This window comes from Streptococcus ovuberis, from assembly GCF_012396585.1.
GTDB lineage: Bacteria > Bacillota > Bacilli > Lactobacillales > Streptococcaceae > Streptococcus > Streptococcus ovuberis.
Genome location: NZ_JAAXPR010000036.1, coordinates 1 through 11,744 on the forward strand (window position 1 = coordinate 1; position 11,744 = coordinate 11,744).

Here is an 11,744-nt window from a genome sequence, read left to right on the forward strand (position 1 = left end):
TGGCATTCTTAAATCTGAGATGTTCTACGGATTTGAAAGGTTATATCAATCACTAGATGAACTTGAACAAGCTATTACAGATTACATTTTTTACTACAACAACAAACGAATCAAAACAAATTTAAAACGTTTAGGACATGCTAGCAGCCAAATGACCCTGGATACTTACAGTCATGCTACACAAACTGGCGAAAAACAATCCATTGCCAGATTTGCCGAATACATCGATAAAGCTAAATAAACCTAGCTTTATTTTTCCACCAAAATTTAACCAGGTCTTAAGAGATTACCAAAAGGATTACCACGCTCACTTTTACGCAAAAAAGGCACCTTGCAAGTGACTTGCAAAGTGCCTGTAAACGTTGATATAACTGGATATTAACGTTTTGAGGCAAACCCTACGGGATTTGCAGCCGCATCTGTAAACGACTAAAGTCGTAACAGCTGCGTCAACTGTCCCGTCAATTTAGACACAAAAACACTCCCCCAATTTGAGGAGTGTTTGAGATAAACAACAATCTGACCAGTAGATTAACGTTTACTAAATTGACTTGCTTTACGAGCTTTCTTAAGACCTGGTTTTTTATTCCTTTTATCATACTTTGATAAATATCAACAATAACAGGCACCCATAAGATACTTTATTCGTTTCTTATCACTTATAACCTATTATTTCAGATTAAGGGTTATCAAAAGGTTATCAAAAATATGTTTTCGGAGCTTATGTAGTTGAGAAATACGAAATACTGTATCATAAAGAAATTGTCCAGGAACAAATATACAGTTTCTTTGTTCCTGGACAATTTCTTTTTCTATCCTGAAGATATTTAAATAGTTCTATATATTATTTCTTGTGAGTAATTTTCATCAAAAAATTTCATATATAATCCCCTATAATCATGGAGTTGTTATCCTAGTTGATTAAAAAAATCTCTGATTTCCTCATCTTTTATAAAATAATATATAATTTTCCCCTCTCTTCTAGTGTCCAAGATGTTTTGATTGGCTAGTTTACGAAGATGGTGGGAGGCAGATGCCATACTGAGATTTAATAAACAGGCTATATCGCAGACACAGAGTTCTTCGACGGCAAGGAGATAAAAGATGATATTTATCTGTTTATTATCGGTAAATTTTGATAAAATGCGAAGTGATTTTTGGACTTTTTCCTTTTCAAGGTAGTTCGTTGCGGTTGTAACATTTTGTTGATTTATAACATCCACTTGACAGATACTATCTTTTTTCATAATTTTTTTCTCCTAGCCTAACACAGCCCATAGCATGTCAAAGCTGTTGTTTTCAATCAGGATATACATCCCCAATCCTAAATAGACAACGGCAATAAACCATCTGCTATATTTTTCCAAAGTTTCTCCAACAGAAGGGACTTGTGACAATTTTTGGGCAGAAAAAACCAAGAGATAAATCATGACTAGAAAGGTCAGTAAAGCCACTATCAAATTCGATAAATTTAAGGTAGTAAAATATGGGACAAAGACACCAATATTGTCAGCACCACAACTTGCAAAAGTAATCATAGCGACTAGAAAAATCAGGTTTTTATTATCTTTGCTCAAACCTTCTTTGGCAATAGCTTCTCCATCAGAATCTCCTAAAAGCAAAACTTTGAGGCCTAGGAAAATTGGAATCAAACCGAGCAAACCTAAAATCTCTTTACTAGGAATATAATCTAAGACAAATGCAAAAAGCAAACTTAGCAATATTAGGCTAACAGAGCCTAGAAATTGTCCTAAATAGATGTTAATGATGTCTTTTCTGCTTTTTCTTTTGGCAAAAAATAACATTAGGATAATAAGTAAGTCTACGGCTGTCCCAGAATACAGGATTATTGAAGTAACAACATTTTGAATCATAAAACACCTCATTCAAATATATTTTTGAATGTATTCTAACATTAAACTTTGTAGATGTCAAAGAGGTCATACTGAATAATTGTTTTTTGTTCTTCATCTTATATTCACAATGCAAAATAAATTTTGGAATTTTTTTCAAAAAAAGTTAAATTGTATCAATTTCAGAACTCACACTTCAATCGCCCATTCTGGAGATATTAAAGGTGGGTACGTTTCTATTCCCACAAACTCCTTGTCAATGGAAACAAACACGTACCCACAGGGTAAATGGAAATAGAAACTGAAATTTTCTAGCTATTACTTCTACTCATTCCAAAAATTTTCTCACTCTGATACTTCCCCACCATAAAGCAAAAAGCCTTGGTTTCAAGGCTTTTCAGTATCCCTTTCGTTCCAATATTTCTAGGCTTTTACGAGCAGAGCAACACACTCGACGTGTGCTGAGAGCTTTCTTCTATACTAATAGACGAAAGTGAGTAAAAGTGATTTTAGAATTATACTGTGGAACGAAACAGTAGTCCTAGTATTGACTATCTTTCTAAAATCTCTTCAATAAGCGATTCTCCCCCTCTAGCTAATAATTCCTGAATTTTATCCTATGTATGAAATCAATTAACTTCATAGGTCACATGCCTTAGCATATCTGCTGCAATCTCATTTATTGGGTAAGGATAGTTCCCCTTCAATATCTGATAAGAGAGATTTGCAAATACATCCGCATCTTCAAAATCTTTTAGAAAAACTCCTATAGCTTGAATGGACCGATTGAATCAACTTTTTACCCTGTGCCTCATCAATTTGCATAAAGCGCAACAACGCTCTTACAAGAACACTACCTTTAAAGATACATTTTTTACACAAGTTCGCACCTGTCATTTCATAGATATAGCTCTCAACATCAGAATCAAAATCCCTGCTTTCGATCTTATCCCAAATCATTGTCTCAAAGTTTTCAGCTGTTCTAATATGGAACCACCTATTTAGGTAATTTAACATATCAATTGCATCGTCATATCTATAGTCCGGATTAAGATTTGGAGCTTTTTCACTTACTGGACGCAAGAAGTACGAAAAGTCTTCTGGATTTCTCGTCATTACAAAGTTAATAATACATCCTAATGGAAAAACATCACTTCGTTTATCAGCATCTTTCAATAAAGTTAGTTGCTCGGGAGCACAATAGAAAAGTTCCCCAAAGGACGCAGTACCCATAGTTTGGTGGGAAGTTAGAGTATTTAGGTTCTTTCCTAATCCAAAATCAGCTAGTTTTATGATATTATCCACAAAGAAAATATTTGTCGGGCTTAAATCTCGGTGTAGGACACCTCTTTGGTGAACGAGGGAGATTGTATGCACAATTTGTCGAATAATGTTTATTTTAGACTTATCACTTAAAGAACTCGCTTTTACAAAATTCTCTAATGTACTATCAGCTCTCTCCATAGTATACGAACAGCTATCTAGGTCAAAATCATATACACGAATAATACCATTGTTCTTTTTAGAAAGTTGATAGACTTTGGATAATCTACTCAAAACATTATTCATGAAAATCATAACTTCTCGCTTATTCCAAAGTTTAGGTAAAGTTTCCTAACCATCATCTTTATAGTTAATAATCACATATATTATTATTGACTATGATAATGTTGATGTGGCTGTGTTCTATCTTCGATATGACAATGACTATCTATGCATGCTTCACCTACACGCTCCAGTTCGATGTTCACATGTTTGATACCTTGTAATTTTAAATTTTCTCGAATGACTTTTTTTATATCACTTTTATCTTTATTTAGCACGATATGCATCATTGCAAGAGCATTAACACCATCAAGTGTCCATACATGTAAATGGTGGATACTTTCAACCCCATCAATCGCTAACACATTTGAGATAATCGCATCAACAGGCATATTAGTTGGCGTTTTTTCCAACAAAACATCAATAATCTGCTTACCATTTTTTAAAGCATTAGACAATACAAACGCCGATACAGCAACTGACATTAAGGGATCAATAATAGTCATATTGGTAAATTTCATTATAATTGCCCCTAATAGAACGACTAGCCATCCCAATACATCTTCAAGCATATGTAAATTTACTGCTTTTTGATTAAGTGACTCGCCTGACCTTGTAAAATAAGTAGCGCCTGCGTTCACTGCTACACCAACGATGGCAAAAATAATCATACCGTCATAATGTACATCCACAGGTGTCGCGATTCGCATGACACCGTTATATAAGGTGATTATTGAACCTACGACCAATACTGTTGTTGTCACCAAACTTCCTAATACAGAATATCTACTATATCCAAATGTATAAGCAATATCTGGTTTTTGCTTACTTTTCTTTTCTAATAAATAAGAGATCGCAATACTGATGGCATCACCTAAATCGTGTATGGCATCTGATATAATTGCTATACTCCCTGTCAATAGTCCGCCAAGTATTTCAAAAATTGTAAATGATAAATTTAATAGTAAAGCTATCAAAATATTTCTTTCAGTTTTCATTAAGTACAACTCCCTTCAAAAATGAGCTAGAAATTAGATAAACATTTTGGTATACTTGTAATATAAACTATACCTTTACGGTAATGTCAAGAGGAATTTCATGAAATCTTTTTTAACAATCGGTCAACTTAGTAAACTATCGAATATACACATTAAGGCTCTACGTTACTATGAATCCATTAATATTTTAGAACCAACATACATCGATCCAAATAACTCATATAGGTACTATTCTCATGCTACCGTCCTATATGTAAAAACTATTAAAATATGCGCTGACTACGGGATTCCACTAAAGACATTTCGTCATTTTATCAACGAAAAAAATGAAATACTAACGGATGAAATACTGCAGTTAGCACAAAAAATTATAGAAGAAAAAGAACAGACTCTAAAAAAAGATAAAGCCCATATAGAAGATTTTAAATTGCAAATTAAACTATCAAAGCAGTTAGATCAAACATCTCACTATCATATGGAAACTAATGATGAGGATTATCTATTAATTCCTTTCGAAGGGGAGATGCTATCTGATGATTATTATGTTAAGATAAATGATATACTTACTGCGTTATCGTTGTCGTCAGCAGCTTTCAATCAAAGAGTTGGATGCTATTTTAAAAGGAGTAAAGATTCTTGGATACAGTATTTAGCTTGCAAAATAAAGCATTTTTCTAATCATAAACTAGAAAATACACTCTGCCTAAAGGGGGCTCATGTACACGGAGAGCACATCACAAAGGAAAATATCATTCAAAGGATTAATGAGCTAAATACCGATCAAGATATTCAAGAAATACTAATCTTAGAAACTATCGAAAGTCCTTATAAGTTTACTAACCCTCACTTAGAATTAAGATATTTTTTATGAAACGATCACACCTCTTCTCCTATTCGATATAACCATGCACATTATTTAATCTCAAAAAATCTCAACTCCGAAGTACTCCAAGAAGTCTTGGAGACAATTGACATTTGTAAAAAATGGCAAACTACCTACCACCTTTCTTATCACTATCGGAGATACTGGCGAAAGGTTCTTATCCGCCTAAGAACGAAGGGAATACTTTTTAGAGACCAAAGAAGTTTGTAAACTATTTGGTAATAAAATGATGCTGATGAAAATCAATGAATACTTACAAAAGTTTGACAAAGATAAAGATTTATCACATTACTTTTAGTGTCTCTATCTACAATTTTATTAGTTGCATGTTCTAACCAATCAAGCAATTCTTTAGATGGCGAATGCCGTTGAATAAACGAGAGTAGAAATGAAGTTGCCTTTACCATTTCAGGTAACAAAGGAAATAGCAACAAAGGAGAGGCCGACAACTTTACAAATGATAAAGACAGTGCAACAATCGAACTGACTGGCTCTAATATCATAAACCGAAAAGAGAATTATACCTTCAAGGATGACGTATTCACTGTAGATATTTCAGGAACAAAGCAGGAGTATTACAAAAAGGATAGTGAAGAAATACAGCGACAAGTAAAACCCTCAAACTATTTGATATTCTTTATACAATAAAAACGCTTTTGTACTGACCTCAAAAGTTAGATTTTTCTGTCTAACTTTTTGGGGTCAGTACACACCCGCATAGCGGGTGTTTTTTTGTCTCGCACATAGCGGAGTGAGACAGACTAATAGTCACATAATAAAAAATTTACTTAAAGTCAGATTTTAAATACTGTAGAATAGTTCTTTCTAAAACTTACTCCCAAATTTTTTTGCTCGTATAATTCATCAGGGGTTTGGGGATTCTCCCCAAAATAAAAAACAAATATAAGCTCAAAAGTGTCAGTCTGACCTTTACTGATGTTTGTTTTTTGCGATAGTGTGTATACACTATCTGAGCTCGCAAAGACCTAACTCCATTTTCAGTGATTTCCCGTACTTTATCCGGTGCCTCACATTGTCCGTACAAGGATTTTTAACGACTACATGATAAAAACGCTGACCACCATCAGCGTTTTTGTTGTTTTATTTAAAACTATTCTATCAAAATGACTGGAAGACTATCACTTCTTAGCTATTCGTTGCTTGTCTTCCTTCACTTGTTTCTCTACAAGTTCTACAAGTTCCTCCATCAACTGACCTAATTCCATCAAATCATGTTGGGAAATTTTCCCAAACTGTGTTGCGCTTTTAGCGATGCTATTAATTGCTCTACCAACAGATAGTAACCTGTCAGTCAGCAGCTGATATTCTGGAAAACTAACTAGCCAAGTTTCAAAATCAGGTTTTAATAATTGCTTTCTAGCAAAACGAGAAAAGTTTGAAAACCCATCTTGCTTCATTTTCTCTAACAGTTTTTGATTTTCTTCTTCAGACAAAAAGACTTGTTTAATTACGTTCCTAATTCTCCTTTTATCCATTAAGCTCCCTTAGATAATAATTTCCGTTTCTTTTTCTTGTGGTAACGAGTTAACTCCTTTTCATAATGTGAAACTAACCTTCTGCTATAGTCCATAGCTCTGTAGGCTTGACTATCTTGAGACTGATCTGCAATTTTAGATAATTGCCTTAAATTATTTTGAATACGTCTTAGAGAATAAATCAATTCATCAAACTGAGAGTCATCAAATTGAATAAAGAGTGACGTTTCCTTAAAAAGCATCCGACGAGCGTAATTAGAGAATGTTTGTAAGCCTGTATCATTTACTAGTTGATTAAGTACTTCATTCTGCAATTCCGTCACATAAAACTTCTTTAAAATAGTTCTGATACGTTCAGACATAACGGACCATCCTTAAATATCGGTCTGCCTGCTTAGTATCATATCGTCTCAACTCTCCTACCAGTTCTAAATAATCAATCATTAATGCTTCTGATAAGTTCGGAAAATCGTTATCTGAGGTCTGACAAATGATTTCAAGTTGATTTGTGATTTCTCTGATAGAAAAGCTGTAGTCCTCCGTCTCACTTTCATAGTCTCTCTTGAGAGCCTGATAGCGGTCGTACTCCTCTTGTGACTTAAATCCAGTCACTAACATATTTTCTAATTGATAATATACTGTCATCACTTGTTATCCTCCTAATCTTTCCATATATCCATAGCTGCTATGAAATCTTCAGATACTTCCACATTTGAAATTTCTAATGGACAGTAGTCTTTTTCAGATGCTATCACTTGGTCAGCAGTTATAAACCCTCTAGCTTCCCAATTCATTAGTATCCCTTTAACATAACTCATGTTTTGTTTCTTTGGCTCAAGCTCAGCTGTTTTCTGAATAGCTAACTGCAACAAGGAATGATTAACCGCGAATCCTTCTAATAATACTTTCTCCTGTTGGGTTAATTCTCGATGCCATAGTGTTTCCATTAACCAGATGTCATCAGTCAGTCGTGATAAGATTGGATTATTATCTAATCCTATCTTATCTTGACTTAACTTATCTTTACCTATCCTATCTTTACTTATCTTATCTTTAATTATATTGTGGTTCTCATCTGGATCCAGACTGGCTCCAACTTGGAGCCGAGTATTTTGAAGATAATTAATCAAGCGTGGTCCTAGATTTAGACAGTCCAACAACTGATGATCCTTCAGATAATCTATAAGAAGTTGACGATGACTACTCGGTGTGTAACGATCTGCTTTGATGGTATTCTGCTCAAAGAAATCCTTGATAAAGTAAACCATTTCATTGTTTAACAAGAGTAAATACTGCTTAAGAGTTAATAAATTTAAACTGTCCTCATTAGCATTAATCATCCGCATAACAGGAAAAGCTTCAACAATACCATCATCGTCTGCATTGACTACCAAGTGACAGTAAAGCGCCTGCGCTTCAAGTGGTAGGCGTAAAAATCGTTGTGTCTGCACCACCGTCTTACTCAACATTCGTCTATTACCCATCCTTTACCTCATCTTTCATATTGTTTCAACCAACGTGTAACCGCACGTTTATCGTACAGAGTCACACCATCAATAACCATTGTAGGCATTCCTTCTCGTGTCCACTTTTGAAGGGTTGTCGTTGACACATCAAGCCATCTAGAAAGGGCTGCCATCCGAACCATGGGTTTATATAATTCTTTATCCTCTAGCGCTCTTTCAATAGCTGTAGAGACCATTTCATCATAATGTGCCCTTAACTGTTTTTCCAAAACTTTGGGAAGTTGAACAACTAAAGTCGCTTCTTCAGACATATTATTACCTCGTTTCTATTTCTCAATTAAATAAACTCCGAAATTTGTATATTTTATTATACATTTTAAATTATAAATACTTTTTGTATTCTTGTCAAGTGACATTATACTTTTTGTATTAAATGTGTTAAAATATCAAGTAGGAGGTAACTATGACTAATAATATAGCTAAACTTATCGAAGAAAGTGGCAAAAAAATAAAAAGTATCAGTGAAACACTTGATATATCCTATCCAACATTATCTAGCTATAACCAAGGAATACGAAAGCCCAAAAAAGAAAATGCTCAAAAACTGGCAGACTATTTTGGTGTCTCAGTAGCATACATCCTTGGGATTGATGATGAGAAACACGCTCCATCAAAACTGAAGATAGTCGCTGATAGTTTTAAAATATCCGAAATTACTTCTGTAACGCCTTTTAAGAGTGATATGGAAAAACTTAAGAAAAGTATCGAGCTTGGAGAAATTCATTTGTCTATGCCCTTAAACGAGGTTTTCTCAGATGACTTTAGACGTATTCTTTCTAACTACTTGGTGGATTATGAAGAAACGTTTATCAATGACTTAATTAAGTTTATGAATAACCAAGGCCAAAAATCGGATATTTGGAAAACATGGATACAAACCGAAGAGTTTCAAATTAGACGAGCAGATCGCGACAGAAAATAGACTAATATTTCTCAATTACATAAGCTCCGAAAACTTAGAAACGGAGAATGATTATGTCTATTCATAAATACGAAACAAAAAAAGGATTTTTTTACTATGTCAGCTTTTATATCGGTTTAGATGAATACGGCAAAAAGAAACGACATCTAAAACGAGGCTTTAAAACTAAGAAAGAAGCTAGGCTATATGAAGCTAGGCTAGAAACTGGTCAACTTTCAGAAGTGCTAAAAGCATCCAAGCAAAACACCAATATCAGCTATCAGGATTTATATCAAGAATGGTTTCAAGCTTATCAAAACACTGTCGAAGCCACCACCGCTGCAAAAACTAAGGATATATACCGTATTCATATCCTTCCAATATTTGGTCATAAGTCAATTAGTAGTATCAGTCCATTGGAGTGTCAAAATTTTATTACAGAAAAATCAAAAACCTTCAAAAATATGAAGCATATCAAGTCTTACACATCTAAAATATTTGATTTTGCTATCAACATGAACTATATTGACAAAAATCCAATGTCAAATGTTATCATGCCGAAAATAAAAAAAGAGAAATCAGAAAATTTCTGGTCTCTTGAAGAATTGCATCGCTTTTTAAAAATCGTAAAAGAGATTGAACCCTATAAGCATTTTGCTTTATTTCGCTTACTGGCTTATAGCGGTTTACGAAAGGGAGAACTTTACGCTCTCAGATGGGGAGACTTAGATTTTGATAATAATCTACTGACCATCAATAAGAGTATCGGTAGAATTGATGGTCATGCTATTGAAAAAGGTACTAAAAATAGCTTTTCGGTTCGCTCGATTTATTTAGATAGCGAAACAATTGATATCCTAAAGCATTGGCAAGAACTTTATAGGCAGGAACAAAATCAGTTAGCGATTTCAAAAATAGACCTTTCTAATGAGTACATGTTTACCTACTTGACAAACTCTGACCAGATTGAACCTTTACATGCGGACTATCTCAATAATATCCTCAAACGGATTATCAGAAAATACAAGTTAAAACCTATCAGTCCACACGGATTTCGACATACTCATGCTACCCTTATGACAGAAATCGGAATTGACCCAACTAATACCTCTAAACGTTTAGGACATGCAAGTAGTCAAATGACACTTGATATTTACACTCATACTACAAAAACTGGAGAGCAAAATTCCATCAAAAAATTTGCGGACTATCTCAATCAAGCAAAATAATATCTCTTGATTGAGATTTTTTCTAGAATAAAGTTTCTAATAGGTTATCAAAAAGGTTATCAAAACATCAAAAATATCAAAAAAGCACCTTGCGAAATCTTCGCAAAGTGCTCTGAAACGTTGATATAACTGAATATTAACGTTTTGAGAATTGTGATGCCTTGCGGGCTTTTTTGAGCCCTGGTTTTTTACGTTCAACCATACGGGCATCACGTGTAAGAAGGCCAGCGCGCTTCAATGAATCGCGGAAGTCTGGATCTACTTGAAGAAGTGCACGCGCGATACCGTGACGGATCGCACCTGATTGACCACCGTAACCACCACCATTTACGTTTACGAATACATCGTAAGCACCTTCAGTTGAAGTCACTGCGAATGGTTGGTTGATAACAAGACGTAAGTCAGCGTGTGGGATGTACTCTTCTACATCTTTTTTGTTAACTGTGATTTTACCAGTACCTGGAACGAGGCGAACGCGTGCAACAGCGTTTTTACGACGGCCAGTACCTGCATATTGTGCTTGTGCCATTATTTAATGCTCCTTTCCTCTTAGATCAATCCTGAGATATCAAGTACTTCTGGTTGTTGTGCAGCGTGAGTGTGCTCAGCTCCAACGAAGACTTTCAATTTCATGCCTTGTGCACGTCCAAGAGTGTTGTGTGGAAGCATGCCTTTTACTGATTTTTCGATCAAGCGCACTGCATTTTTAGAACGCAATTCACCTGCTGTGATAGACTTCAAACCACCTGGGTGCAGTGAGTGAGTGTAGTAAACTTTGTCCGTTGCTTTTTTACCAGTCAATTTCACTTTTTCAGCATTGATAACGATGACAAAATCACCTGTATCAGTGTGTGGTGTGAAAGTTGGTTTGTTTTTTCCGCGAAGTACGCTAGCAACTACTGCGGAAAGACGTCCAAGAGGTACATCAGTAGCGTCTACTACGTACCATTTGCGCTCAACTTGGCCTGGTTTAGCCATGAAAGTTGTTTTGTTCATGATTTCTCCTATACGAATTCGTTTCTGTTTACATTGTGGATGTTCCGGTCCACGAGTTATTTGAAGGGTTCCGGGGCCTTTCAAATGGGGTAAACAATACCGTTTATCATCATATCAAAATAAAAGCCCAAAGTCAAGGACTTTGGACCTCTTTTTTGGGGAAATAGCAGTGCAGATAACTGGAGAAAGCTCTAAAATGAAGTTAGCCAGTTGAGAGTATGAAAAAACATCCCAGAGAGATATAATGTAGTTCACCACAAACACATTAAAAGGAACTCTGAGATGCAAAACCATTATACTACAAAAGGCAAACATTT

The 11,744-nt window shown here is 34.9% G+C and carries 16 protein-coding genes and 1 pseudogene; 5 read left to right on the forward strand and 12 right to left on the reverse strand.

What is annotated here, in order from left to right; genetic code table 11:
- On the forward strand, positions 1–241 hold a 241-nt coding region (locus HF992_RS12435), incomplete at its 5' end, for an IS3 family transposase (protein ID WP_425505617.1).
- A gap of 667 nt (positions 242–908) precedes the next feature.
- Here the strand turns inward: HF992_RS12435 and cadX are convergent.
- The 4 genes from cadX to HF992_RS11325 form a co-directional block, all read right to left on the reverse strand.
- The gene (gene cadX, locus HF992_RS11310; RefSeq protein ID WP_000711078.1) at positions 909–1,247 is read right to left on the reverse strand and encodes a Cd(II)/Zn(II)-sensing metalloregulatory transcriptional regulator CadX; all 339 of its coding nucleotides are present in this window, start codon (positions 1,245–1,247) and stop codon (positions 909–911) included.
- 12 nt (positions 1,248–1,259) lie between these two features.
- Positions 1,260–1,874, reverse strand: a complete 615-nt coding sequence (locus HF992_RS11315) for a CadD family cadmium resistance transporter (protein ID WP_000615743.1) — start codon at positions 1,872–1,874, stop codon at positions 1,260–1,262.
- Between the two features lie 723 nt (positions 1,875–2,597).
- Positions 2,598–3,422, reverse strand: coding sequence for a protein kinase domain-containing protein (locus HF992_RS11320; protein WP_245562413.1), 825 nt, complete (start codon positions 3,420–3,422; stop codon positions 2,598–2,600).
- An 83-nt stretch (positions 3,423–3,505) separates the two neighbouring features.
- Positions 3,506–4,396, reverse strand: coding sequence for a cation diffusion facilitator family transporter (locus HF992_RS11325; RefSeq protein WP_024383347.1), 891 nt, complete (start codon positions 4,394–4,396; stop codon positions 3,506–3,508).
- A 100-nt stretch (positions 4,397–4,496) separates the two neighbouring features.
- Between HF992_RS11325 and HF992_RS11330 the strand changes: the two genes are divergently transcribed.
- Both HF992_RS11330 and HF992_RS12120 read left to right on the forward strand, forming a co-directional pair.
- The gene (locus tag HF992_RS11330; protein WP_168550116.1) at positions 4,497–5,267 is read left to right on the forward strand and encodes a MerR family transcriptional regulator; all 771 of its coding nucleotides are present in this window, start codon (positions 4,497–4,499) and stop codon (positions 5,265–5,267) included.
- A gap of 294 nt (positions 5,268–5,561) precedes the next feature.
- Positions 5,562–5,927: pseudogene (locus tag HF992_RS12120) on the forward strand (hypothetical protein).
- Positions 5,928–6,418: 491 nt separating this feature from the next.
- On the opposite strand, the gene HF992_RS11335 reads toward HF992_RS12120, so the two are convergent.
- From HF992_RS11335 to HF992_RS11360, 5 genes are read right to left on the reverse strand one after another with little or no spacing between them, the layout of a single operon-like run.
- Positions 6,419–6,775 (reverse strand): hypothetical protein, encoded by a 357-nt coding sequence (locus tag HF992_RS11335; RefSeq protein WP_027972467.1) that lies wholly within the window; start codon positions 6,773–6,775, stop codon positions 6,419–6,421.
- Entirely contained in the window at positions 6,775–7,137 is a 363-nt protein-coding gene (locus HF992_RS11340) for a plasmid mobilization protein (protein ID WP_027972468.1), read from the reverse strand. Before HF992_RS11340 ends, HF992_RS11335 begins: the two co-directional genes overlap by 1 nt.
- A complete protein-coding gene (locus HF992_RS11345) occupies positions 7,130–7,420 on the reverse strand; it encodes a DUF5962 family protein (protein ID WP_027972469.1) in 291 nt (96 codons plus the stop codon). Before HF992_RS11345 ends, HF992_RS11340 begins: the two co-directional genes overlap by 8 nt.
- A gap of 14 nt (positions 7,421–7,434) precedes the next feature.
- Positions 7,435–8,259 (reverse strand): DnaD domain protein, encoded by an 825-nt coding sequence (locus tag HF992_RS12125; protein ID WP_027972470.1) that lies wholly within the window; start codon positions 8,257–8,259, stop codon positions 7,435–7,437.
- An 8-nt stretch (positions 8,260–8,267) separates the two neighbouring features.
- Positions 8,268–8,552 (reverse strand): hypothetical protein, encoded by a 285-nt coding sequence (locus HF992_RS11360; RefSeq protein WP_001287945.1) that lies wholly within the window; start codon positions 8,550–8,552, stop codon positions 8,268–8,270.
- A 152-nt stretch (positions 8,553–8,704) separates the two neighbouring features.
- On the opposite strand from HF992_RS11360, the gene HF992_RS11365 reads away from it, so the two are divergent.
- Entirely contained in the window at positions 8,705–9,223 is a 519-nt protein-coding gene (locus HF992_RS11365) for a helix-turn-helix domain-containing protein (RefSeq protein ID WP_027973157.1), read from the forward strand.
- Between the two features lie 53 nt (positions 9,224–9,276).
- On the forward strand, positions 9,277–10,431 hold the full coding sequence (locus HF992_RS11370) for a site-specific integrase (protein ID WP_143978584.1): 1,155 nt from the start codon (positions 9,277–9,279) through the stop codon (positions 10,429–10,431).
- A 136-nt stretch (positions 10,432–10,567) separates the two neighbouring features.
- On the opposite strand, the gene rpsI is transcribed toward HF992_RS11370, so the two are convergent.
- The 3 genes from rpsI to HF992_RS11845 all read right to left on the reverse strand — a co-directional run.
- Positions 10,568–10,960 (reverse strand): 30S ribosomal protein S9, encoded by a 393-nt coding sequence (rpsI, locus tag HF992_RS11375; protein ID WP_168550117.1) that lies wholly within the window; start codon positions 10,958–10,960, stop codon positions 10,568–10,570.
- A gap of 20 nt (positions 10,961–10,980) precedes the next feature.
- Entirely contained in the window at positions 10,981–11,427 is a 447-nt protein-coding gene (rplM, locus tag HF992_RS11380; protein ID WP_027972471.1) for a 50S ribosomal protein L13, read from the reverse strand.
- Positions 11,428–11,541: 114 nt separating this feature from the next.
- Positions 11,542–11,744, reverse strand: a 203-nt coding sequence (locus HF992_RS11845; protein ID WP_210729474.1) for a hypothetical protein, incomplete at its 5' end; no start/stop codon positions are given.